The 24,403-nt window shown below is 64.4% G+C and carries 21 protein-coding genes; 10 read left to right on the plus strand and 11 right to left on the minus strand.

All coding sequences use genetic code 11. From position 1 onward, the window contains the following. Window positions 1–161: 161 nt before the first annotated feature. The 9 genes from DCM80_RS17325 to DCM80_RS17365 all read right to left on the minus strand — a co-directional run bounded on the left by DCM80_RS17325 (window position 162) and on the right by DCM80_RS17365 (window position 10,234). A complete protein-coding gene (locus tag DCM80_RS17325; RefSeq protein ID WP_257192818.1) occupies window positions 162–1,391 on the minus strand; it encodes an ABC transporter substrate-binding protein in 1,230 nt (409 codons plus the stop codon). Between the two features lie 177 nt (window positions 1,392–1,568). Beyond that, entirely contained in the window at window positions 1,569–2,798 is a 1,230-nt protein-coding gene (locus DCM80_RS17330) for an ABC transporter substrate-binding protein (protein ID WP_257192819.1), read from the minus strand. Between the two features lie 258 nt (window positions 2,799–3,056). Beyond that, on the minus strand, window positions 3,057–4,283 hold the full coding sequence (locus DCM80_RS17335; protein ID WP_257192820.1) for an ABC transporter substrate-binding protein: 1,227 nt from the start codon (window positions 4,281–4,283) through the stop codon (window positions 3,057–3,059). Window positions 4,284–4,401: 118 nt separating this feature from the next. Next, window positions 4,402–5,637 carry an ABC transporter substrate-binding protein gene (locus tag DCM80_RS17340; RefSeq protein ID WP_257176589.1) on the minus strand — a complete coding sequence of 412 codons (1,236 nt, stop codon included), beginning with the start codon at window positions 5,635–5,637 and terminating at the stop codon, window positions 4,402–4,404. Between the two features lie 36 nt (window positions 5,638–5,673). Then, window positions 5,674–6,693 carry a branched-chain amino acid ABC transporter permease gene (locus DCM80_RS17345; RefSeq protein ID WP_028138573.1) on the minus strand — a complete coding sequence of 340 codons (1,020 nt, stop codon included), beginning with the start codon at window positions 6,691–6,693 and terminating at the stop codon, window positions 5,674–5,676. 2 nt (window positions 6,694–6,695) lie between these two features. After that, window positions 6,696–7,574: a branched-chain amino acid ABC transporter permease gene (locus DCM80_RS17350; RefSeq protein ID WP_028138572.1), complete on the minus strand. Its 879-nt coding sequence runs from the start codon at window positions 7,572–7,574 to the stop codon at window positions 6,696–6,698. A gap of 219 nt (window positions 7,575–7,793) precedes the next feature. Then, entirely contained in the window at window positions 7,794–8,507 is a 714-nt protein-coding gene (locus tag DCM80_RS17355) for an ABC transporter ATP-binding protein (RefSeq protein WP_028138571.1), read from the minus strand. Further along, window positions 8,504–9,301, minus strand: coding sequence for an ABC transporter ATP-binding protein (locus tag DCM80_RS17360; RefSeq protein WP_257176593.1), 798 nt, complete (start codon window positions 9,299–9,301; stop codon window positions 8,504–8,506). The genes DCM80_RS17355 and DCM80_RS17360 overlap by 4 nt, the downstream gene beginning before the upstream one ends. Window positions 9,302–9,367: 66 nt before the next feature. Continuing rightward, window positions 9,368–10,234, minus strand: coding sequence for an IclR family transcriptional regulator (locus DCM80_RS17365; RefSeq protein WP_028138569.1), 867 nt, complete (start codon window positions 10,232–10,234; stop codon window positions 9,368–9,370). A gap of 131 nt (window positions 10,235–10,365) precedes the next feature. Here DCM80_RS17365 and DCM80_RS17370 point away from each other — a divergent pair, with 131 nt between their 5' ends. The 8 genes from DCM80_RS17370 (at window position 10,366) to DCM80_RS17405 (ending at window position 21,688) form a co-directional block, all read left to right on the plus strand. Then, on the plus strand, window positions 10,366–12,462 hold the full coding sequence (locus tag DCM80_RS17370; RefSeq protein WP_257192821.1) for a 3-hydroxyacyl-CoA dehydrogenase NAD-binding domain-containing protein: 2,097 nt from the start codon (window positions 10,366–10,368) through the stop codon (window positions 12,460–12,462). A gap of 97 nt (window positions 12,463–12,559) precedes the next feature. Beyond that, on the plus strand, window positions 12,560–14,242 hold the full coding sequence (gene pimA, locus DCM80_RS17375) for a dicarboxylate--CoA ligase PimA (RefSeq protein WP_257192822.1): 1,683 nt from the start codon (window positions 12,560–12,562) through the stop codon (window positions 14,240–14,242). After that, window positions 14,239–15,426, plus strand: coding sequence for an acetyl-CoA C-acyltransferase (locus DCM80_RS17380; protein ID WP_257192823.1), 1,188 nt, complete (start codon window positions 14,239–14,241; stop codon window positions 15,424–15,426). The genes pimA and DCM80_RS17380 overlap by 4 nt, the downstream gene beginning before the upstream one ends. Window positions 15,427–15,596: 170 nt before the next feature. Next, window positions 15,597–16,787, plus strand: coding sequence for a pimeloyl-CoA dehydrogenase large subunit (gene pimC, locus DCM80_RS17385; RefSeq protein WP_257192824.1), 1,191 nt, complete (start codon window positions 15,597–15,599; stop codon window positions 16,785–16,787). Between the two features lie 168 nt (window positions 16,788–16,955). Next, entirely contained in the window at window positions 16,956–18,098 is a 1,143-nt protein-coding gene (pimD, locus tag DCM80_RS17390; protein WP_257192825.1) for a pimeloyl-CoA dehydrogenase small subunit, read from the plus strand. A gap of 157 nt (window positions 18,099–18,255) precedes the next feature. Beyond that, entirely contained in the window at window positions 18,256–19,029 is a 774-nt protein-coding gene (locus DCM80_RS17395; RefSeq protein WP_257192826.1) for an SDR family NAD(P)-dependent oxidoreductase, read from the plus strand. Between the two features lie 267 nt (window positions 19,030–19,296). Continuing rightward, window positions 19,297–20,802: a glycerol kinase GlpK gene (gene glpK, locus DCM80_RS17400; protein ID WP_257192827.1), complete on the plus strand. Its 1,506-nt coding sequence runs from the start codon at window positions 19,297–19,299 to the stop codon at window positions 20,800–20,802. A 292-nt stretch (window positions 20,803–21,094) separates the two neighbouring features. After that, window positions 21,095–21,688: an N-acetyltransferase gene (locus DCM80_RS17405; RefSeq protein ID WP_257192828.1), complete on the plus strand. Its 594-nt coding sequence runs from the start codon at window positions 21,095–21,097 to the stop codon at window positions 21,686–21,688. Between the two features lie 90 nt (window positions 21,689–21,778). Here the strand turns inward: DCM80_RS17405 and DCM80_RS17410 are convergent, their stop codons facing one another. Both DCM80_RS17410 and DCM80_RS17415 read right to left on the minus strand, forming a co-directional pair. After that, on the minus strand, window positions 21,779–22,198 hold the full coding sequence (locus DCM80_RS17410) for a DUF6636 domain-containing protein (RefSeq protein ID WP_257192829.1): 420 nt from the start codon (window positions 22,196–22,198) through the stop codon (window positions 21,779–21,781). An 11-nt stretch (window positions 22,199–22,209) separates the two neighbouring features. Then, window positions 22,210–23,193 carry a threonine/serine dehydratase gene (locus DCM80_RS17415; RefSeq protein WP_257192830.1) on the minus strand — a complete coding sequence of 328 codons (984 nt, stop codon included), beginning with the start codon at window positions 23,191–23,193 and terminating at the stop codon, window positions 22,210–22,212. A 27-nt stretch (window positions 23,194–23,220) separates the two neighbouring features. Between DCM80_RS17415 and DCM80_RS17420 the strand changes: the two genes are divergently transcribed. Then, on the plus strand, window positions 23,221–23,523 hold the full coding sequence (locus tag DCM80_RS17420; RefSeq protein WP_024340569.1) for a helix-turn-helix transcriptional regulator: 303 nt from the start codon (window positions 23,221–23,223) through the stop codon (window positions 23,521–23,523). Between the two features lie 140 nt (window positions 23,524–23,663). Then, window positions 23,664–24,293: a glutathione S-transferase family protein gene (locus DCM80_RS17425; protein ID WP_257192832.1), complete on the plus strand. Its 630-nt coding sequence runs from the start codon at window positions 23,664–23,666 to the stop codon at window positions 24,291–24,293. Window positions 24,294–24,403 lie beyond the last annotated feature (110 nt).

Raw genomic sequence — 24,403 nt, forward strand, 5'->3', positions numbered from 1 at the left:
GCGGGTCACGCGCCGCTCACATGCCTATCGCATCGGGGGCCAGAGCGTAAGCGGCCACCGTCATTATTCGATTGTGCAATCGCGTCATCGGGATCGGCGCGCAAGCAAAAACCCCCTGCGCGGTCGGCGCAGGGGGCGTGGCATTTGCAAGTGGCGCGGGGCTAGCCGCCGGCGTCGGCGCTGATCACGTCGCCGAACAGGTCCCACTTCTCGCCCTTGAACTTCATGAGCTGAAGCGAGCTGATCGGTGCGAAGTCGCTCGGGCCGGTGTTGATCTTGATGCCGGGCAGCAGCACCTCGGTGCGGAAGTCCTTCAGGCTCGCCGCCTGCTTCATGACGTTCGCGCGCGTGAGGTCGTCGCCGCACTTCTTCAACACCTCCACCAGGGTCTGGGCCACGCCGTAGCCGACGACGGTGCCGCCGTCGAGCTTGTCGCCTTCAGGGAAGTACTTGGTCATGAACTCCAGGAAGGCCTTCATGCCGGCGTCGTCCTTCCACTGCGGATCGGATACGTCCTTCAGATAGGCGGCCGAGATGATGTCCTGCGAATTCTCGAAGCCGGCGGGCTTGATCACGCTGCCGACCGAGGCCGAGACGTTGTTGAGGAAGTGGGTCGGCTTCCAGCCGATCTCGGAGATCTTCTTGATCGCCTGCGCCGCGAACTTCGGCGTGGTGATGTTGACGAAGACGTCGGCGCCGGACGCCTTCAGCTTGACGATGTGATTGTCGATCGTCGGCTCCGACGTCTCGTAGCTCTCCTCGAGCACGATCATGCTGGCGGCCTTGGCGCCGAGTCCGTCCTTCAAGCCCTTCAGGTAGTCCTTGCCGTAATCGTCGTTCTGGAAGAGCACACCGATCTTGGCGTTCGGCATCGCCTTCATGATGTATTTCGCGTAGATCTGCGTCTCGCTCTGGTAGTTGGGTTGCCAGCCCATCGTCCAGGGGAAATTCTGCGCATCGTTCCACTTGGTGGCGCCGGTGGCGACGAACAGTTGCGGCACCTTCTTCGAGTTCATGTATTTCTGGATCGCCGAGTTCGGCGGCGTGCCGAGCGAGTTGAAGATGAGCAGCACTTCATCGCTCTCGACCAGCTTGCGCGCCTGCTCCACCGTCTTGGGCGGCGAATAGGCGTCGTCGTAGGAGACGAAATTGATCTTGCGGCCGTTGATGCCGCCCTCATCGTTGACCTTCTTGAAATAGGCGGCCTCGGTCCGCCCGATGACGCCGTAGGCGGAGGCCGGTCCGCTGTAGGGCATGATGTTGCCGATCTTGATCTCGGTGTCGGTCGCGCCGGTATCGTATTTCTTCTGGGCCGATGCGGTGGATGTCGTAGCCGCAAAGAGCGCAAGCGCCAGTGACGCAGCGGCAATCTTGCCGGTAACAGCAGGCATTCCAATCTCCCTATTTTTCTTGATGTGCGCGTCCTTGTTCTTGGCTTGACGGTTCTTGGTGACGCGGCCGTAATTCAATACGATTTGCTCGAAAGCTTCAAGGAAAAGCCCTGCGGCAAAGCCGCAGGGGCTGAGTCTTTCGTCGATAGAGACGACATCTTTAGCGGCTGGTTAAGATCAGCCGCCGACGTCCCCGCTCAGGATCTCGCCAAATCGCTCCCAATGCTCGCCCTTGAAGCGGATCAGTTGCACCTGCGAGAGCGGCGCGAAGTCCGTGGCCGAGGTGTTGACCTTGATGCCGGGCAGCAGGCCGGCCGGCTCGTAGTCCTTGATGCTGGCGGCCTGCTTCATGACGTTCTCGCGGGTCAGATTGTCGCCGCAGGCCTTGAGCACGTGAACGAGACCCTGGCTTACGATGTAGGCGTACATCACCGAGGCGTCGGCGCGGTTCGCTTCCGGATAGTACTTGTCCAGGAATTGGTTCCAGGCGGTCATTGCCGCGTCGGTCTTCCATTGGGCGTCCGTCGGGTCCTTGAAATATTGCGAGGAGATGATGTCCTGCGCGTTCTCGAAGCCGGCGGGCTTGATCACGCTGCCGATCGAGGCCGAGACGTTGTTGAGGAAATGCAGCGGCTTCCAGCCGAGCTCGGCGTTCTTCTTGATCGCCTGCGCCGCGAATTTCGGCGTGGTGATGTTGATGAAGACGTCGGCGCCCGTGGCCTTCAATCTCACGATGTGCGAGTCGATGGTCGGTTCGGAGACCTCATAGCTGTCCTCGATCACGATCATCGAGGCTGCCTTGGCTCCGAGCCCGTCCTTGAAGCCCTTCAGATAGTCCTTGCCGTAATCGTCGTTCTGATAGAGCACCGCGATCTTGGCGTCGGGCTTGTTCTTCAGGATATACTTCGCGTAGATGGTCGTCTCGCTCTGGTAGTTCGGCTGCCAGCCCATCGTCCACGGAAAGTTCTGCGGGTCGTTCCACTTGGTGGCGCCGGTCGCGACGAACAGCTGAGGCACCTTCTTCTGGTTCAGGTATTTCTGAATCGCCGAGTTCGGCGGCGTGCCGAGCGGATTGAAGATCATCAGCACCTCGTCGCTCTCGACCAGCTTGCGAGCCTGCTCCACCGTCTTCGGCGGCGAATAGGCGTCGTCATAGGAGACGAAGTTGATCTTGCGGCCGTTGATGCCGCCTTCCGCGTTGATCTTGCGGAAATACGCCTCCTCGGTCTTGCCGATCACCCCGTAGGCGGAGGCCGGTCCGCTGTAGGGCATGATGTTGCCGATCTTGATTTCGGTGTCGGATGCGCCGGTGTCGTATTTCTTCTGCGCGAACGCTGTCGTGGACAGGGTGGCAGCCAGTACGAGGGCGGCCGAAAAGGCCCCCAATCGCACATGCATTGCAGGCATCTTGCTCTCCCTAGCTCGGTTTGAATGTGTCGATTGTTCTTGTTGGGAGCGATCATTGCGCGCCGCTCCGGTACGCATTGAATACCCTTCTCGGGCGCCCAGCAAGGAGAACGCCCGCCGGCGCCGTCGCGGCGAGGTGCTTCTTTTTCGAGGGGATACGGAATATTCCGGCGCGCGAGATGAGGTAGGCCGTCACTCAGCTGCGCAGAGGTTGTCTTTTGAAATGCAGGCTATTTTCAATTGCGCCCGGGTGCGGCTTCAATGCCCCATCTCGCTGGAGATGACGTCGCCGAACAGCTCCCATTTCCGGCCCTTGAAGCGCATCATTTGCAGCTGCTCGATCGGGGCGAAATTATCAGGCGCGGTGTTGATCTTGATGCCGGGCAGCAGCGTGTCGGGTTCGAAATCCTTCAGGGAAGCCGCCTGCTTCATGACGTTCTCGCGGGTGAGATCGTCGCCGCACATCTGCAGCACCTTCACCATCGTCTGCGCGGCGGCATAGCCGTACACCACGCCGGCTTCGAGCTTGTTGGCCTTGGGATCGTACTTCGCGAGGAAGTCATAGAACCTCTTCATGCCGTCGTCGGCACTCCATTGCGGATCGGAGCTGTCCTTGGTGTAGGTCGCCGATAGGATGCCCTGGGATATCTCGATGCCGGCCGGTTCGATCACACCGCCGACGGAGGCCGAAACGTTGGAGATGATGTGGACCGGATGCCAGTTGATCTCCGCCGCCTTCTTGATCGCTTGCGCGGCAAACTTCGGGGTGGTGATGCTGATGAAGACGTCTGCGCCCGAGGCCTTCAGCTTCACGACACGCTCGTCGATCGCGGGCTCGGAGGTGTCGTAGGACTCCTGCAGCACGATCATCGAGGCCTTGGCGCCGAGGCCGTCCTTCAACCCCTTCAGATAGTCCTTGCCGAAATCATCGTTCTGGTAGAGCACGCCGATCTTTCCGTCCGGCTTCTCCTTCATGATGTACTTGGCGTAGATGCGCGCCTCGCTGGCGTAGCTCGGCTGCCAGCCCATGGTCCAAGGATATTGCTTCGGGTCGTTCCACTTCGAGGCTCCGCTCGCGACGAACAATTGCGGCACCTTCTTCTCGTTCATGTATTTGCGGATGGCGTTGTTGGTGGAGGTGCCGAGCGAGCCGAAGATCAGGAGCACCCCGTCGCTCTCGACCAGCTTGCGCGCCTGTTCCACCGTCTTCGGCGGCGAATAGGCGTCGTCGTAGGAGATGAACTTGATCTTGCGGCCGTTGATGCCGCCTTCGGCGTTGATCTTGTTGAAATAGGCTTCCTCGACCTTGCCGATCGCGGCATAGGCCGAAGCCGGGCCGCTATAGGGCATGATGTTCCCGATTCTGATCTCGGTATCGGAGGCGCCGCTGTCGTACTTCTTCTGCGCCAGTGCAGGATTGTCCATTGCAGTGCACAAAGCGAGGGCGGTCCAGAGGGCCGCAACCTGAAAACGAACGGCGGTCATTGTTCTCCTGCCCCGAGTTGCGTAGGCGCTGCATTGAACAAGATTGAAGCCGGCCGTCAACAAAAAGCCCCCGCGATCGCTCGCGGGGGCTTCTCGGGTTCGAACTCTTGGCTCAGCGTCACTCGGTCTTGACGTCGCCGCTGATGATCTCGCCGAACAGTTCCCATTTCTCGCCCTTGAAGCGCATCATTTGAAGTTGGGCGATCGGAGCAAAGTCGGTCGGGCTGGTGTTGATCTTGACGCCGGGCAGGAGCGTATCCGGCGCAAAATCCTTCAACGAAGCCGCCTGTTTCATGATGTTGGCGCGGGTGAGATCGTCACCGCACATCTCGAGCACCTTGGCGAGGGTCGAAGCAGCGCCGTAGCCGTAGACCATGCTGGTGTCGGACTTGTCGGCGCCGGGCATGTACTTGTCGACGAATTCATTCCACTTCTTCATGCCGGGGTCGTTGGCCCACTGCGGATCGGTGGAGTCCTTGGCGTAGGCCGCCGACAGCACGCCTTGCGCATTCTCGAAGCCGGCCGGCTTCATCACGCTGCCGACCGAGATCGACACGTTGGTGAGGATCTGCAGCGGCTTCCAGCTGAGCTCGGCTGTCTTTTTGATGGTCTGCGCCGCGAACTTGGGCGTCGTATAGATCAGGAGCACGTCGGGATTGGCCGCCTTGATCTTGACGATGTGGCCGTCGATCGAAGGCTCCGAGACCTCATAGCTCTCTTCCATGATGATCATGGACGAAGCTTTGGCGCCGAGGCCGTCCTTGGTGCCCTTGAGGTAGTCTTTGCCGAAATCGTCGTTCTGATAGAGGATCGCGATCTTGGCGTCGGGCTTCTCCTTCATCAGCCATTTGGCGTAGATCTGGGCTTCGCTCTGGTAGGAGGGCTGCCAGCCCATGGTCCAGGGGAAGTTCTTCGGATCGTTCCACTTGGTAGCGCCGGTAGCGACGAACAGCTGCGGGATCTTCTTGGAGTTGAGATATTTCTGGATCGCGCTGTTCGAGGGCGTGCCGAGCGGATTGAAGACGACCAGAACCTCGTCGCTCTCGACCAGCTTGCGCACCTGCTCGACGGCTTTCGGCGGCGAATAGCCGTCGTCATAAGTGACGAAGTTGACCTTGCGGCCGTTGATGCCGCCCTTGTCGTTGATCATCTTGAAATAGGCTTCTTCGGTCTTGCCGATGATGCCATAGGCCGATGCCGGACCGCTGTACGGCATGATGTTGCCGATCTTGATCTCGGTATCGGACGCGCCGGTGTCGTATTTCTTTTGGGCGAGTGCAGCGCCAGAGGTGAGGGCAGTGGCCGCCGTTGCCGTGACCAGCGCGGCGGCTCGCAGTGTTCTTCCAAATCGCAATTCGGTCTCCTTCGTTTAAACAACAGTCTTCGAGTTTCAGTTTCTTCTGAGCTTGCCGGCGAGTTGCTGGCCCAGGATCGCGATCTGCCTTGAGCCATGGGGCACGAGGTAGATGACCAGGAACAGCAGCACGCCGAACACCGCGCCGGAAAGGCCCTTGGAGATGCTTTCCGCCATGTTCGGCACGAAGATGATGAAGGCCGCACCGACGAACGAGCCGGGCAGCCAGCCGACGCCGCCGACCACCATGCCGAGGAACAACGAGATCGCCAGCGTGATGGTGTAGCTGTCGGGTGCGACGAACTGCACCGCGATGGCGCCGAGCGAGCCGGCGACGCCGGTGATGCCGGCGGACACGCCGAAGGCCAGCGTCTTGTACAAGGCGACGTTGACACCCATCGAGGAGGCCGCGATCTCGTTGTCGCGGATCGCCATGAAGGCGCGTCCGGAGCGGGAGCGCAGCAGGTTGACCGAGAAGATGTAGATCGCGATCGTCACGGCGAGCGTGAAGTAGTACAGCCACATGTCCTGCGACATCGGCAGCCCGAACGGCGCGTCCGGCTTGGTGACGACGAGGCCCTGCACGCCGCCGGTCCAGTGCTCGAGGAAGTTCAGCTTGAGCAGTTGCGGCATCGCGGTCGCGAGCGCAAAAGTCGCGAGTGCCAGGTAGATGCCCGACAGCCGCAGCGCCGGCTTGCCGAACAGGTAACCGAATCCGAAGCAGATCGCCGCGGAAACCGGAATTGTCAGCGCGTAGTTGACGTTGAAGTACTCCATCAGCACCGCCGACGTATAGGCGCCGACGGCGTAGAATGCGCTCTGGCCGAGCGAGAACTGGCCGGAGCCGCCGGTCAGGATGTTCAGCGCCAGCACCGCGAGCCCGTAGATCAGGAGCATCGTCATCTGGAAGATGACGAAGTTCTTGACGAACATCGGCACGAGCAACAGCGCCAACAGCACCACCAGCGAGGTGCCGGTGCCAAGCGTCATGGCCCGCTTCGGAACCGCCTCGACCGCCTCGTGGCCTTCGGCGACGACTTCTTCTGCTGCGCTCATGATCAAACTCGCTTGACGATGTGCCGGCCGAACAGGCCAGCGGGTTTGACAACCAGGACGGAGATGATCAGCGCGAGCGCGATCGGGAGCTTCAGCTCATTGCCGACGCCGGGGATGTAGGTGCCGGCGAGGTTCTCGAACACTCCGACCAGGAAGCCGCCAACCACGGCGCCGAACGGGCTCGAGAGCCCGCCGAGCACCGCGGCGGCGAAGCCGTAGATCAGCACGCCGCCCATCATGTTGGGCTCCAGGAACACCACCGGTGCGATCAGCATGCCGGCGATCGAGCCGATCGCGGTCGCCATGCCCCAGCCGAGCGCGATCATCCAGCTCGTGTTGATGCCGACGAGGCGGGCCGATTCGGGCACCGATGCCGCGGCGCGCATCGCAAGACCGATCCGCGTGTACTGGAAGAAGAAATACAGCGCGAGCAGCAGCGCTATCGTGACGCCGATCATGCCGGCCTGGTGGGTCGAGATCAGCTGGCTGCCCAGGAACGGCGAGGAGCCGAACGGGGTCGGATATTGCTTGATGGTGAAGTCCCAGATCAGGCCGGCCGAGGAGTTGATGATGGCGAACAGCGCGATGAAGCCGGCGACGTTGGTCAGCACCGGCGCTTTGGCGAGCGGCTTGAACAGGATTCGTTCGATCGCGATGCCGGCGACGAAGGAGAATGCCAGCGTGATCAGGAAGGCGGCCCAGTAGGACACGCCCCATTGCATCAGCTGCCAGGAGATGAAGGTCGAGAACATCGCCATCTCGCCTTGCGCGAAGTTGAGATGGTCGATGGCCTGGTAGATCATGACCACGGCGAGCGCCATGCAGGCATAGATCGCGCCCGTGGCGATGCCGGCCAGGACCTGGTTGGTGAACAGCTCCATTGTCCCGGCTCCCTAAAACTTGCTCGATTGGATTTGAACTGCAACGGCGTCGGAGGTCCACCTCTCCCCAGCGGGGAGAGGTCGATTTTCGCAGCAAATCGGGTGAGGGGCCGCAGCTCCAACGTGAAATCTTAACCCCTCACCCGGCGCTTTGCGCCGACCTCTCCCAAAGGGAGAGGTGTACGGAGTGCGCGGATAGATCATTGCCATCATCGCCCCTCAGTAACCCAGATAGGATTTGCGGATTTCTTCGTTGTTCGCGATGTCCTTGGCCTTGCCGGACATCACGATGCGGCCGGTCTCGATCACGTAGGCCTGATCGGCGAGCTCGAGCGCGAGCTGCGCGTTCTGCTCGACCACCAGGATCGACACCTTGTCCTCGCGGTTGATCTTGCTGAGGATGCCGAACAGGTCGCGCACCACCAGCGGGGCGAGCCCGAAGGAGGGCTCGTCCAGCAGCATCAGCCGCGGCCGCAGCATCAGGGCGCGGGCGACCGCGAGCATCTGCTGCTCGCCGCCGGAGAGCGTGCCGGCCTGCTGGGTGTGGCGCTGCTTCAACACCGGGAAATGCGCATACATGCGCTCGATGTCGGAGACGATGCCGGCGCTGTCCTTGCGGGTGATGGCCCCGAGCTGGAGGTTCTCTTCCACGGTCATGTTGGTGAAGGTGCCGCGGCCCTGCGGCACGTGGGCGATGCCGAACCGCACGATGCTCTCGGTGGAGCGGTTGTTGAGCGGCTTGCCTTCAAACTCGACTCCGCCGGTGGAGCGCACCATGTTGCAGATCGCGCGCAGCGTGGTGGTCTTGCCGGCGCCGTTGGCGCCCAGCAGCGTCGTCAGCGAGCCCTCGTTGAGCGAGAAGGACAGGCCGTGGAGCGCCTGGACCTGGCCGTAATAGGCGCGCAGGTCCTTGACGTTGAGAAGTGGCGTCATTGGTCCTTGCTCCCGAGATAGGCCTTGATGACGTCGGGGTCGGCCTGCACCTGGGCGGGGGTGCCTTCCGCGAGCTTCTTGCCGAAATTCAGCGCGACGACGTGGTCGGCGATCGACATCACGAGGCCCATGTGGTGCTCGACCAGCAGCACGGTCATGTGGCGCTCGTCGCGGATTTTGCGGATGAGGTCCCCGAGCACGTAGACTTCCTCGTGGTTGAGGCCGCCGGCCGGCTCGTCGAGCAGCAGGATCTTCGGATCCGCCGCCAGCGCGCGCGCCAGTTCGACGCGCTTCTGCGTGCCGAACGGCAGGCCGGACACGACGGTATGGGCGACATCCTCGAGGCCGAGGTATGCGAGGATCTCCTGCACCTTCCTGTTAATGCTGGCCTCGCTGCGCCGGACCCAGGCAAGCCTCAAGGAGTCGCTGATGATGTCGCTGGAGGTCTTCGCATGGGCGCCGACGCGAACGTTGTCCATCACCGAGAGGTTCGGAAACAGCGCCACGTTCTGGAACGTACGGCCGATGCCGATCTCGGCAATCCGGTGCGGCGGGCGCGTCAGGATGCTGACGCCCTCCATCAGGATGTCGCCCGACGAGGGCTGATACAGCCGGGACAGGCAGTTGAACAGCGTGGTCTTGCCGGCGCCATTGGGGCCGATCAAGCCGAGGATCTGGCCCTTGTGCATGTCGAATGACACACCGTTGAGCGCGACGATGCCGCCGAACACGACGCTGACGTCGCGAACGGCGAGCAGGGGCGATGTCCCCTGCGCGAGCTGTGCCTGCGTCATCTCGTCTCGCTCACGTCGTTCAATGAGCGCAGGGGCGATGCGTACCGCTCCCGACGATGACAAAGGCTATCTGATCCCCTCGGCCAAACGAGCAACTTTCCCTCCTGATTTCAGCTTTTTGCTGACGTCTTTTTTTGAATGCGGCATCAGACCACCGAGTGCCGCTTCGATGTTCCTTACCATCGCCAAGAGACGCGGTCCAATGTCGTTGATCAAACGCTCTTCCGTGAAGCGGAATGCGGGCGCGCCGCAATTGAATGCGTAAGGTCCGGTTCCGTCGTTGAGCTTGAGCGCGACGCCGGCAGCGCCGATGTCGTCGTGCCAGTCGCCGACCGAAATCGCAAAACCGTATTTCGCGACGGTTTCGCCGGAACGTTCCAACCCGTCGCGCATCTTCGGCCAGCGGCTGCCGTAATGCTCGCGCAACAGGCGCGACAACTCCGCGCGATCGGTGTCGTCGAGCGCCCAGAAATAGGCGCGGCCCATCGCACTGGTTGCGATCGGCACACGGGCGCCGACGTCAAGTTGAACGCCGACCGTCTCGCTGCCGCGGCTTTGCCCGAAATAGATCATGCTGTGACGGTCGCGGCCGCCGACCGCGACGGCGCCGCCGGTCGCGCGCATCACCTCCTCGCGGAACGGCTCGGACAAATGCCGAACGCCGAGATTGGCAAGCGCGGCGTAGCCGAGCGACATCGCCGCAGGGGTGAGCTGGTACTTCTCGAAGCGGGGAACCGGCGCGAGATAACCCAGCTTGGTCAGCGTGTAAGTCAGCCGCGACACCGTCGGCTTCGGCAGATTGGTGCGCGCCGCAATCTCCTGATTGCCCAGAAGGCCGTCATTGGGGTGGAATGCTCGCAATACGTCCAGTCCGCGGGAAAGCGCGACGACGAAATTCCGATCGGTCGCTGGCTTCTTTCCTGTACGCTTCATCCCTGATCTGCTTCTTGCGCGGAGTCGTTGACAAGCCACGTGCTTCAAAATAACCCTGCCGTCAAGATGCGGAATTAAATTCCGCACCGCGAAATCGAACAAAAGTTAATCCCCACCAAGGAGGGAACACCGTGAGCGAAGTGGTCAAGCTTGAGCGTCATGACGAGGTCGGGATCGTCACGGTCAACAGCCCTCCGGTCAACGCGCTGAGCGCCGCGGTCCGCGGTGGCATCCTGGAGTGCATCAAGGCCGCAATCGCCGATCCCGCCATCAAGGGCATCGTGCTGACCTGCGCCGGTCGCACCTTCATCGCGGGCGCCGACATCACCGAGTTCGGCAAGCCGCCGAAGCCGCCGGCGCTCAACGACGTGCTGTCCGAGATCGAGAATTCGCCCAAGCCCGTCGTCGCCGCGATCCACGGCACGGCGCTCGGCGGCGGCCTCGAGGTCGCGCTCGCCTGTCATTTCCGCGTCGCGGTGAAAGAGGCGAAGCTCGGCCTGCCCGAGGTGAAGCTCGGCCTGCTGCCGGGCGCCGGCGGCACCCAGCGCCTGCCGCGCGCGGTCGGTCCTGAGCTCGCGGTCAAGATGATCGTCGGCGGCGATCCCATCGGTGCGGCGGAAGCGCTCAAGAACGGCTTGATCGAGGAGATCGTCGAGGGGCCGGCATCGGGCGGCGAAGTCTTCGTGCGCAAGCTGATCGCGGAGAAGCGTCCGCTGCGGCGTCTGCGCGACGACGATTCCAAGATCGCGGCAGCCAAGGCCGACCGCTCGATCTTCACCAACGCGGTCGCCGCCATGACCAAGAAGTCGCGCGGCCTGGAGGCGCCGTTCGCCGCCGCCGACGCGGTCGGCTACGCCATCGACCTGCCCTTCGACGAGGGTCTCAAGAAAGAGCGCGAGGGCTTCCTGAAGCTCGTCGCCAGCGACCAGTCCAAGGCGCAGCGCTACGCCTTCTTCGCCGAGCGCGAAGCCGCCAAGATCGCCGGCGTCCCTGAAGGCACCAAGTCGCGTGCCGTGAACCGCGTCGCCATCCTCGGCGCCGGCACCATGGGCGGCGGCATCGCGATGTCCTTTGCCAATGCCGGCATCCCCGTCACACTGATCGAGACCGGCGAGGAGCAGCTCAAGCGCGGCATGGGCATCATGCAGAAGAACTGGGAAGCGACCGCGGCGCGCGGCGGCATTCCGGCCGATGCGCCCGCCAAGCGCATGGCGCTGATCAACGGCGTCGTCGGCATCGAGAATGTCGGCGATGCCGACCTCGTCATCGAAGCCGTGTTCGAGACCATGGCGGTGAAGAAGGAAGTGTTCGGCAAGCTCGACCAATACGCCAAGCAGGGCGCCGTGCTCGCTTCCAACACCTCGTACCTCAACATCGACGAGATCGCGAAGTCGACCAAGCGTCCGCAGGACGTGCTCGGCATGCACTTCTTCTCGCCGGCCAACGTCATGAAGCTGTGCGAGATCGTGCGCGCCGACAAGACCGCGCCGGACGCCCTCGTGACGGCCGTCAATATCGCGCGCAAGATCGCAAAGGTGCCGGCCGTGGTCGGCGTCTGCGACGGCTTCGTCGGCAACCGCATGCTCGCCCAGCGCGGCAAGCAGTCCGAAAAGCTCTTGTTCGAGGGCGCCTTGCCGCAGCAGGTCGATGCCGTCGTCACCAAGTTCGGCATGCCGATGGGACCGTTCGCGATGGGCGACCTCGCCGGCCTCGATATCGGCTGGCGCTCGCGCAAGGACCGCGGCATCAAGTCGGAGATCGCGGACGCGCTGTGCGAAGCCGGCCGCTTCGGCCAGAAGACCGGCAAGGGCTACTACAAGTACGAGGCCGGCTCCCGCGCGCCGCTGCCCGACCCTGATGTCGAGAAGCTGATCGACGAGACGCTTGCCCGCCTCGGCCGCAAGAAGCGCGTCGTCAGCGACGACGAGATCCTCGAGCGCATGATGTATCCGATGATCAACGAGGGCGCGAAGATCCTGGAAGAGGGCATCGCGGCTCGTCCCTCCGACATCGACGTGGTCTGGCTCTACGGCTATGGTTGGCCGATCTACCGCGGCGGCCCGATGTTCTGGGCCGACAGCGTCGGCCTCAAGCACATCGCCGATCGGCTCTCCTACTACGCCAAGGAGACCAACGATCCGAGCCTCGAGCCCGCGCCGCTGTTGAAAAAGCTCGCGGCGGAAGGCAAGACCTTCGCCTCGCTCGCGGCGGCGTCGAAGGCGGCCTGATGGGGGCTTTGTCCCAACCCTCGTCATTCCGGGCTCGCGACTTCGTCGCGCCCCGGAATGACGGTCTGTGTTAGTTGCTCGCTCAAGCAATCCTAAAATGACCCATCCCGGCGAACAGTTTTACCCTGAGGGCGTGCATTGGGACGATCCGATCGTCCAGGGCACGTTGCCCGACCTGCTGTCGAAGGCTGCTGCCGATTACGGTCCGCGCACCGCGCTGGAATTCCGCGATCGCGCCATCACCTATACCGAGCTCGCCGCGTTGGCCGAGCGCGCCGCCGCGGCGTTTCTCCGCGCCGGCTGCGGCAAGGGCACGTCGATTGCGCTGTTCCTCGGCAATTCGCCCGACCATCCCGTCAACTTCTTCGGCGCGCTGAAGGCGGGCGCCCGTGTCGCGCATCTCTCGCCGCTCGACGGCGAGATCGCGCTGACGCACAAGGTGTCGGATTCCGGCGCGCGTCTGCTCGTCACCTCGAACCTCCAGGCCTTGTTGCCGACCGCGCTCAAATTCCTGGACAAGGGACTGATCGACCGCCTGGTCGTCTGCGAGGACGACACTTGGGGCAAGGTCGGCACGCCGCAGGCGGCGATCCCCGACGATCCCCGCATCGTCACCTTCAGGGCCTTCGTCGAGGGCGCCACCGCGCCGGCGCAATGGCCGTCCGTGACGGCCGACGACGTCGCGCTGCTGCAATATACCGGCGGCACCACCGGCCTGCCCAAGGGCGCCATGCTGACCCACGGCAACCTCACCTCCGCGGTGTCGATCTACGATGTCTGGGGCAAGCCTGGACGCGCCACGCGCGGCGACGTGATCGAGCGCGTGATCTGCGTGCTGCCGCTGTTCCATATCTACGCGCTCACCGTGGTGCTGTTGTCCTCGCTCAGCCGCGGCAACCTGATCTCGCTGCACCAGCGCTTCGACGTCGAAGCCGTGATGCGCGACATCGAGGTCAAGCGCGCGACCTACTTTCCGGGCGTGCCGACGATGTGGATCGCGATCGCGGCGCTTCCCGACCTCGACAAGCGCGACTTCTCCTCGCTCGTCACCATCGGCTCCGGCGGCGCGCCGCTGCCGGTAGAGATCGCGAGCTTCTTCGAGCGCAAGGTCGGCAAGAAGCTGAAGAGCGGCTGGGGCATGACCGAGACCTGCTCGCCCGGCACCGGCCATCCGCCCACGGGGCCGGAGAAGCCCGGCTCGATCGGCCTGATGCTGCCCGGCATCGAGCTCGACGTCGTCGCGCTGGACGATCCCAGGCGCGTGCTTCCGCCCGGCGAGGTCGGCGAGATCCGCATCAAGGGCCCGAACGTCACCAGGGGCTATTGGAACAAGCCGGAGGGCTCGGCGGACGCCTTCGTCGACGGCCGTTTCCTCACCGGCGACATCGGCTACGTCGATGCCGACGGCTATTTCTTCCTGGTCGACCGCAAGAAGGACATGATCATCTCCGGCGGCTTCAACGTCTATCCGCAGATGATCGAGCAGGCGATCTACACCGTTCCAGGCGTGCACGAGGTGATCGTGCTCGGCATTCCCGATCCCTATCGGGGCGAGGCGGCCAAGGCCTTCATCAAGCTGAAGCCGGGCGCAAAGCCGTTCTCGCTCGACGAGCTGCGCACCCAGCTGGCCGGCAAGCTCGGCAAGCACGAAGTCCCGGCCGCCGTCGAGTTCGTCGACGATCTGCCGCGCACGCCGGTCGGAAAATTGTCGCGCCACGAATTGCGCCAGCAGCAGAAACCGTCACAATCCGTTCAACAAGCATCAGGAGGTCGTTCTTGACCGACGCCGTCATCGTTTCCACCGCCCGCACCCCGATCGGCAAGGCCTATCGCGGCGCGCTCAACGCCACCGAGGGCGCCACGCTGCTCGGCCACGCCATTGGCGAAGCCGTCGCGCGCGCCAAGGTCGATCCCAAGGAGATCGAGGACGTCGTGATGGGCGCCGCGCTCCAGCAGGGCGCGACCGGCGGCAACATCGCGCGCAAGGCGCTGCTGCGCGCCGGTCTGCCCGTCACCGTCGCCGGCACCACAATCGACCGCCAATGCGCCTCGGGCCTGCAGGCGATCGCGCTCGCCGCGCGCTCGGTGATCTTCGACGGCGTCGAGATCGCGGTTGGCGGCGGCGGCGAGTCGATCTCGCTGGTGCAGAACGACAAGATGAATGGCTTCCATGCCCAGGACCCGGCGCTGCTCAAGATCAAGGGTGAGGTCTACATGCCCATGATCGACACGGCGGAGGTCGTCGCCAAGCGCTACGGCATCTCGCGCGAGAAGCAGGACGAATATTCGCTGGAGAGCCAGCGCCGCACCGCGGCGGCGCAGCAGGGCGGCAAGTTCAAGGAGGAGATCGCGCCGATCACGACGCAGATGGCGGTCACCGACAAGGCGACCGGCGCTGTCACGATGAAGGAGATCACGCTGTCGCAGGACGAAGGCCCGCGTCCCGAGACCACGATCGAAGGCCTTGCCGGCCTCAAGCCGGTGCGCGGCGAAGGTTTCTCGATCACCGCCGGCAATGCCAGCCAGCTCTCCGACGGCGCCAGCGCCTCGGTGATCATGAGCGACAAGGAAGCCTCCAAGCGCGGCCTCAAGCCGCTCGGCATCTTCCGCGGCTTCGTCTCGGCCGGCTGCGAGCCGGACGAGATGGGCATCGGTCCGGTCTTCGCCGTGCCGCGCCTGCTCAAGCGCCACGGCCTCACCGTCGACGACATCGGCCTGTGGGAGCTCAACGAGGCCTTCGCGGTGCAGGTGCTGTATTGCCGCGACAAGCTCGGCATCGACCCCGACAAGATCAACGTCGACGGCGGCGCGATCGCGGTCGGCCATCCCTACGGCATGTCGGGCGCGCGCCTGACCGGCCACGCTTTGATCGAAGGCCGCCGCCGCAAGGCCAAATACGCGGTCGTCACCATGTGCGTCGGCGGCGGCATGGGCGCGGCCGGGCTATTCGAGGTGCTGCAGTAAATGTTTCTGTCATTCCGGGGCGCCGCGAAGCGGCGAGCTACGATGCGCAATTGCGCATCTGAGAATCCATAACCACCATCTGGGGATATGGATTCCGGGCCTGCGCCTTACGGCGCATCCTGGAATGACGGCGGGTTGAATAGGAAAAAAGTCGCTCACAGGAGGATCCGATGGATCTCGCATTCACGAAGGAAGAGCAGGCGTTTCGCGAGGAGGTACGGCAGTTCTTCCGCGACAACGTGCCGCCGGATACGCGGCGCAAGATGGTCGAGGGCCGTCACCTCTCCAAGGACGAGATGGTGACTTGGTGGCGCATCCTCAACAAGAAGGGCTGGGGCGTCAGCCACTGGCCGAAGCAATATGGCGGCACCGGCTGGACCGCCGTGCAGCACTATATCTTCAACGAGGAGCTTCAGGCCCATCCGGCGCCGCAGCCGCTCGCCTTCGGCGTCAGCATGGTCGGCCCGGTCATCTACACCTTCGGCAACGAGGAGCAGAAGCAGAAGTACCTGCCGCGCATCGCCAATGTCGACGATTGGTGGTGCCAGGGCTTCTCCGAGCCCGGCTCCGGCTCGGACCTCGCCTCGCTCAAGACCAAGGCCGAGCGCCGTGGCGACAAGTGGATCATCAACGGCCAGAAGACCTGGACCACGCTGGCCCAGCACGCCGACATGATCTTCTGCCTCTGCCGCACCGACAACAACGCCAAGAAGCAGATGGGCATCTCCTTCATCGTGTTCTCGATGAAGTCCAAGGGCGTCACCGTGCGCCCGATCCAGACCATCGACGGCGGCCATGAGGTCAACGAAGTCTTCTTCGACGACGTCGAGGTGCCCGTCGAGAATTTGATCGGCGAGGAGAACAAGGGCTGGGACTACGCCAAATTCCTGCTCGGCAACGAGCGCACCGGCATCGCCCGTGTCGGCGTCTCCAAGGAGCGGCTGCGCCGCATCCGCGATCTCGCCGGCAAGGTCGAATCCGGCGGCAAGCCGATCATCCAGGATGCCGCGTTCCGCGAGAAGCTGGCGGCCTGCGAGATCGAGCTGAAGGCGCTCGAGCTGACCCAGCTCCGCGTCGTCGCCGACGAGGGCAAGCACGGCAAGGGCAAGCCAAATCCGGCGTCGTCCGTGCTGAAGATCAAGGGCTCCGAGATCCAGCAGACCACCACCGAGCTGCTCATGGAAGTGATCGGCCCGTTCGCCGCGCCCTACGACGTGCACGGCGACGACGGCTCGAACGAAGCCATGGACTGGACCGCCCAGATCGCGCCGAGCTACTTCAACAACCGCAAGGTCTCGATCTACGGCGGCTCCAACGAAATCCAGCGCAACATCATCGCCAAGGCGGTGCTGGGGCTGTGATTGACTGAATACAGGACGCTGTCGTCCCCCGCGAAGGCGGGGGACCCAGTACGCCGCGGCGATCGTGAGTCCCGCCAGCGCTTGCGTTTACTGGATCCCCGCCTTCGCGGGGATGACATCCGAGGGTGAGACGACGGCAGGGCAATTCCCGCCGATTTGGAGAGAAACATGGATTTTGATCTGAACGAGGAGCAGCGGCTTCTCAAGGAAAGCATCGACGGCCTCTTGACCGATTCCTACGATTTCGAGCAGCGCAAGAAATACATGGCGGAGAAGGGCGGCTGGAGCAAGACGGTGTGGCTCAAGCTCGCCGAGCAGGGCCTGCTCGGTCTGCCCTTCAGCGAGGCCGAGGGCGGCTTCGGCGGCGGCGGTGTCGAGACCATGATCGTGATGGAGGCGCTCGGTAAGGCGCTGGTGCTCGAGCCGTATCTGGCGACCGTGGTGATCGGCGGCGGCTTCCTGCGCCATGCCGGCACCGATGCGCAGAAGGCCGCGCACTTGCCTTCGATCATCGATGGCAGCAAGACGCTCGCCTTCGCCCAGCTCGAGAAGAACTCGCGCTACGATCTGTTCGACGTCACCACGACCGCGAAGAAGAAGGGCGACGGCTGGGTGATCGACGGCGAGAAGTTCGTCGTGCTCAACGGCGAGAATGCCGATACGCTCATCGTCACCGCGCGCACCAAGGGCGAGCGCCGCGACAGGTCCGGCATCGGGGTGTTCCTGGTGCCGGCGAATGCCAAGGGCGTCGCCAGGAAGGGCTATCCGACCCAGGACGGCCTGCACGCCGCCGACATCACCTTCACCGGCGTCGAGGTCGGCGCGGACGCCGTGCTCGGCAATCCCGAGGATTCGCTCGCGCTGATCGAACGCGTGGTGGACGAGGCTCGCGTCGCGCTCTGCGCCGAGGCGGTCGGGCTGATGGACGAATCGCTCAAGACCACCGTCGAGTACATCAAGACGCGCAAGCAGTTCGGCGTCGCGATCGGCTCCTTCCAGTCGCTGCAGCACCGCGCCTCCGACATGTTCGTCGCGGCCGAGCAGGCGCGCTCGATGTCGATGTTCGCCACCATGGCGAACGATTTCGAGAACGCCAAGGAGCGCAGCAACGCGATCGCCGCGGCCAAGGTGCAGATCGGCAAGTCGGCCAAATTCGTCGGCCAGCAATCGATCCAGCTTCACGGCGGCATCGGCATGACCATGGAGGCGAAGATCGGCCACTACTTCAAGCGCCTCACCATGATCGAGAACACCTTCGGCGACACCGACTACCACCAGCGCCGCGTCGCCGACGCGGGCGGGTTGGTCTGACTTGATCTGAACCACAGCGCGACTGTCATCCCCCGCGAAGGCGGGGGATCCAGTACGCCGCGGCTGCTCGATTCCAGTCGCGCCGTCTCTGGAATACTGGATCGCCCGCCTTCGCGGGCGATGACACCGAACAAGCGGAATGAGCGAGGCAACAACAATGAAAAACACCCCGTTCGATCGCACCGGCAAGGTCGCCGTCGTCACCGGCTCCAGCCGCGGCATTGGCCGCTCCTCCGCCGAACTGCTCGCAAAGCTTGGCGCCAAGGTGGTCGTCTCCTCGCGCAAGGCCGAGGCCTGCAAGGAGGTCGCCGACGGCATCATTGCGGCCGGCGGTGACGCCATCGTCATCCCCTGCAACATCGCCCGCAAGGCCGAGGTCGAAGCGCTGATCTCCGGCGCCACCAAGCACTACGGCAAGATCGACATCCTGGTCTGCAACGCCGCGGTGAATCCGTATTACGGCCCGCTGCTCGACATCACGGATGAGGCCTTTGACAAGATCATGGGCTCGAACGTCAAGAGCAACATCTGGCTCTCCGCGCTCGCGGTCCCGCAAATGGCCGAGCGCGGCAACGGCTCTGTGATCATCATCTCCTCGATCGGCGGCCTGCGCGGCTCCACCGTGATCGGCGCCTACGGCATCTCCAAGGCCGCCGATTTCGCGCTGTGCCGTTCGCTCGCCGGCGAATGGGGCCCGAAAGGCGTCCGCGTCAACTGCATCGCGCCAGGCCTCGTCAAGACCGACTTCGCTCGCGCCCTGTGGGAGGACGAAGCCAACCTCAAGCGCCGCACCGCCACCACCCCGCTGCGCCGCATCGGCGAACCCGACGAAATCGCCGGCGCCGTCGCCTACCTCGCCTCCGATGCGTCGAGCTTCATGACCGGCCAGACCATCGTCATCGACGGCGGCGTGACCACGGCCGCGGTTTAGCTGTCTCTTCCCTCTCCTTTTGTGGGAGAGGGTGGATCGCCGCAAAGCGGCGAGACGGGTGAGGGGTTTCTCTCCGCCCGTGACCCTCTCTCGCAATATTCTTTGCGGATAGAACCCCTCATCCGGCGCTTCGCGCCACCTTCTCCCACAAGGGGAGAAGGGAAGGGCGCCGCGGCACCGCATCCAAACTTGACCTTCCGCCTCCAATCCGCTCCCTTTGGCCCGACAATGATCCCCTCCAGGGAAAAACCGCCAAGGTAAGCCGCCATGTCTTTCGTCCTCGCCATCGACCAGGGCACCACCTCATCGCGCGCGATCGTGTTTCGCGGCGATATTTCCATTGCCGCCAAGGCGCAGCAGGAGTTTCCGCAGCATTTTCCGGCCTCCGGCTGGGTCGAGCACGAGCCGGAGGATATCTGGACCTCGACCGTGATGGTGTGCCGCGAGGCGATCGCGCAGGCCGGCATCGGCGCAAAGGACATCGCCGCGATCGGTATCACCAACCAGCGCGAGACCACGGTGGTGTGGGACCGCGCGACGGGGCAGGCCGTGCACCGCGCCATCGTCTGGCAGGACCGCCGCACCGCCGACATCTGCGCGAAACTCAAGGCCGATGGCCGCGAGCCGGTGATCTCGCAGAAGACCGGCCTGATCATCGATCCCTATTTCTCCGGCACCAAGGTCGCCTGGATCCTCGACCACGTCCCCGGCGCCCGCGCCCGCGCGGCGCGCGGCGAATTGATGTTCGGCACCGTCGATTGCTACCTGCTGTGGCGCCTCACCGGCGGCAAGGTGCACGCCACCGACGCCACCAACGCCTCGCGCACGCTGCTGTTCAATATCCACACCGGGCAGTGGGACGACGAGCTGCTCGAGATCATCGGCGTGCCGCGTTCGATGCTGCCCGAGGTGAAGGATTCTTCCGCCCGCTTCGGCGAGAGCACGCCCGATCTGTTCGGCGGCGCGATCGCCATCTCCGGCATTGCCGGCGACCAGCAGGCCGCCACCATCGGCCAGGCCTGCTTCCGCCCGGGCATGATGAAGTCCACCTACGGCACCGGCTGCTTTGCCCTGCTCAACACCGGCACCACGCCGGTCGTCTCCAAGAACAAGCTGCTCACCACCGTCGCCTACCAGCTCGAGGGAAAACGCACCTACGCGCTGGAAGGCTCGATCTTCGTCGCAGGATCGGCGGTGCAATGGCTGCGCGATGGCCTCGGCATCATCAAGCACGCCGCCGAGACCGGTCCGCTTGCCGATCAGTCCGACTCCATGCAGAGCGTCTATCTCGTCCCCGCCTTCGTCGGCATGGGCGCGCCCTATTGGAATCCTAGGGTGCGCGGCGCGCTGTTCGGCCTCACTCGCAACACCGGCCCGGCCGAGCTCGCCCACGCCGCGCTGGAGAGCGTCTGCTACCAGACCTTCGATCTCTGGGCCGCGATGCGCGCGGACTGGCCGAGCTCGGAAACCGCCAGCGTCGTGCTCCGCGTCGACGGCGGCATGACGGCGTCGGACTGGACCATGCAGCGCCTCGCTGATCTGCTCGACGCGCCGGTCGATCGCCCGGTGATCCAGGAGACGACGGCACTCGGCGCCGCCTACCTCGCCGGCCTCAACGCCGGCGTCTATCCTGAGCCGACCAAATTCGCCGACAACTGGCGGTTGGAGCATCGCTTCAAGCCGAACATGAGCCAGGCGACACGCGAGCGGAAGCTCGCGGGCTGGGCGAGGGCAGTGAAGGGCGTGCTGGCGAGCGACGAAGGGGAGGGGTAGCGGCCTCCTCAGCTCTCGCTACTTGCAGCAGGGGTATCGAATATGGGTTTTGGCGCAGCCGGTGCGCACGCCTCGTCCTTCGAGACGGAGCTTACGCGCCTCCTCAGGATGAGGCTAATCAGCGCCAGTGCCCTTTGAAATTGCAGCCACGCACTCCGTCCTCATCCTGAGGAGCCCGCCCAAAGCGGGCGTCTCGAAGGATGGCCGCAGGGAAAAGCTCACAAATGCGATAGCCCTGCCGCTTGCAGGGAGAGGTCGCCTCAGCCGCTAGTTTACCCCATAGGAATTCGCCATGATCCTCCCCGACGGCTATTCCGACGTCCCCGCCGGCAAGATCGTCGCCGTCGTGACCCATCTGGAAATGACGGCACTTCCCGCGCGCCGCGCCGATCCGCCCGGCAATTGGTCGCTGCGCAGGGTCGATGCGCCCGCACTTCCCTGGTACCGCGACATCTTCCGCCGCGTCGGCGAGGACTGGCTGTGGTTCTCGCGCGCCCGCATGACCGACGCCGAGCTTGCCGCGATCATCCACGCGCCTGGCATCGAGGTCTATGCCCTGGTTGCCGACGGCCGCGACGAAGGCCTGCTCGAACTCGACTTCCGCGAACCCGGCCAGTGCGAGCTGTCCTATTTCGGCGTCACCGCACCCTTGATCGGCACCGGCGCCGCCCGCTTCCTGATGAACCGCGCGCTGGAGATGGCGTGGTCACGCGACGTCCGCCGCGTCTGGGTCCACACCTGCACCCTCGACCATCCCTCCGCCGTCGCCTTCTACCAGCGCTCCGGCTTCCGCGCGTTCCGCCGCCAGATCGAAATCGCCGACGATCCACGCCTCGATGGCACGGCGCCGCGGACGGCGGCGAAGCATGTGCCGATCATCGAATAGTGCGCGGCCGTAGCCCGGATGAGCGAAGCGACATCCGGGAAAGCGCTCAAAAAGATCGCCGCATGTCGCTCCGCTCGTGCGGGCTACTTCTTAAAACACCTCCTGCTTCCCCCGCGCCAGCGAAAACCCCCGCTGCATCGCGTTGAAGCACGTCAGCCCGGTCTGCTCCGACCTGCACGTGAATCCCGCGCGCTGCCACACCTCGCCATAGGCCAGCACCGGCAGCGACGGGTCCATCACGGTGTCGCCGGCGCAGATGCGGCCCGCAGCGCCCTTCGCGCTCATCTCGAAAGCGTGGCCCCAGTCGAGGTCGCAATCGGCCGGCCGCCGCGGACGGCTCTCCATGTTCATGATGTCGCAGCGGAGCACGCCCTGGCCGTTATCGGTGAAGAACTGGCAGGCGATGTTCTTCGAGGGCGTCAGGAAGCCGATCGGGCGGTCCTGGGCCTGGGCGGCAGCGATCATCGGCAGCAGGATCGATATCAGCATCAGTCCGCGCGGTCCCGTCATGTCATTCCCGATCAGCTGTCGAAATTCACCGCATTGGTGTTGGCGCCGCAGACCAGAACCGCGATGCGCTCGGCCGGCGAGGGACGATAGCGGCCGGAGAGAACCGCGGCAAATGCGGCTGCGCCGCCGGGCTCGGCGACGAGGCGTAGGTGCGACCACAGGGCGGCCTGGGCTTGCCGGATCGCATCGTCGCTGACCAGGACGACGCGCTCGACATGGGCGCGCGCGACCGGAAACATCAATTCGCCGACGCGTCGCGGCGCAAGACTGTCGGCGGCGATGCCTCCGGCCGGCGCATCGACCGGGGCGCCCGCCTCGAACGCGCTGTGCAGGGTTGGCGATTGCTCGGGCTCCACCGCGACGATGCGCGTCCGGCCGCCGTACCAGGCCGCAATGCCGCCGATCAGTCCGCCGCCGCCGACCGCCACCAGCAGCGTGTCGATGCCGGGCGCATCCTGCTCCAGCTCCAGTCCGACGCTGCCCTGGCCGAGCAGGGTCTCGGCCTGATCGTAGGCATGAACCGCCAGCGCGCCGGTCTGCGCGACATGCGCCTCGCTCGCGGCGAGCGCATCGGCGTAGCGGCTACCCGCGATCACGAGCTTCGCGCCATAATTCCTGATCCGCTCGGCCTTGGCCGGCGAGGTGATGTCGGGCACGAAGATCGTGGCGGGAAGGCCGAGCCGCTGCGCTGCATAGGCGACGGCCGCACCGTGATTGCCGCCGGATGCGGCGACCACGCCGGCCCGCGGCACCGGCCGCAGCAACAGATTGGCGAAGGCGCCGCGCGCCTTGAACGATCCGGAATGCTGCAGCATCTCGAGCTTGAACTTAACAGGCACGGCCGGCAGGCCGAAATCGGCGAGATCGGCCTGAACAAGCGGCGTGCGCCTGATATGCGGGCGTATGACCGGCTCGGTCGCCGCGATCCGCTCCCGCGTGATGTCCATTGTCGCTGTCATGATGCCACGCAGAATAGCGCATCGACGAGTTGACATCAATTAGGTAATTAGCAAAATGGCTAAATGAAATTCGCCGTCGCCTTGCGCGCGCTCGCCAACGAACGTCGCCTGCAGATCCTGGAATGGCTGCGCGATCCGCGGAAGCATTTTCGCGAGCAGGCTGATGGCGACCTGGTCGAGGACGGCGTCTGCGGGTTGCTGATCGCCGAAAAGCTCGGCGTCAGTGCCCCGACTGTGAGCGAGCACATGCGGGTGCTGACATCAGCCAAGCTGGTGCGCGCCAAGCGGATCAAGCAGTGGACGATGTACAAGCGCAACGAGACCGCCATCGCCGCGATCAAGCGCTCGATCCAGGACGGTCTTTGACGGATAGCGCGTGAGGGCATCGCGGGCGTCGTTGCGGCCGGCGCAATGCTCCGTTTCCGAGATAATTGTTGCGCCGCACCGATCCGGTCGTGGAGACTGATCGGCCCTGCAGTGTCCAACGATCGAGAAGAGCGCGAACCATGTTCCTGATCGGCCAATATGATTCCCCCTTCGTCCGCCGCGTCGCGATTGCGCTGAAGCTTTACGGGCTTCCCTTCGAGCACCGGCCGTGGTCGACCTTCGGCGATGCCGACAAGATCGCGCCGTACAATCCGCTGCGCCGGGTGCCGACCCTGGTGCTCGACGACGGCGAGGCGCTGATCGAGAGCACGATCATTCTCGATTATCTCGACGACCTCGTCGGGCCTGAGAAGGCGATGCTGCCGCGCGGTGGCACCGAGCGGCGCAGGCATCTGCGCATCTGCGCGCTGGCCTCCGGTCTCGGCGACAAGGCGGTGAGCCTGCTCTACGAGCGCGTGCTGCGAAAGGAGCAGCTCGCGCTCTGGGTCGAGCGCTGCCAAGCGCAGATCGGCGACGTGCTCGGCGTGCTGGAATCCGAGCGCGCCAAGGTGGCAACGCCGTACTGGCTGGGCGATCGCATCGGCCACGCCGACGTCGCGGTCGCCTGCGTCGTCCGCTTCACCCGCGAGGCGCATCCCCAGCTGTTCGACGCCTCGCGCTATCCGGCGCTAACGGCACATGCGGAGCGCTGCGAGGCATTGGCACCGTTCAAGGAGATCGTGCAGCCGCTGGCGCCGCCGAAAGGGTGAGGGACCCCGTCTCCCGACGCGGCGCAGCGTGCAACGCTGCGCTGCAGAGCCGGACCCAGAGGCACGGATTGCTGGGAGACGTGGGCCCCGGCTCTGCAGCGCATCACTTC

The sequence above is a fragment of the Bradyrhizobium sp. WBOS08 genome, from assembly GCF_024585125.1.
Lineage (GTDB): Bacteria > Pseudomonadota > Alphaproteobacteria > Rhizobiales > Xanthobacteraceae > Bradyrhizobium > Bradyrhizobium japonicum_B.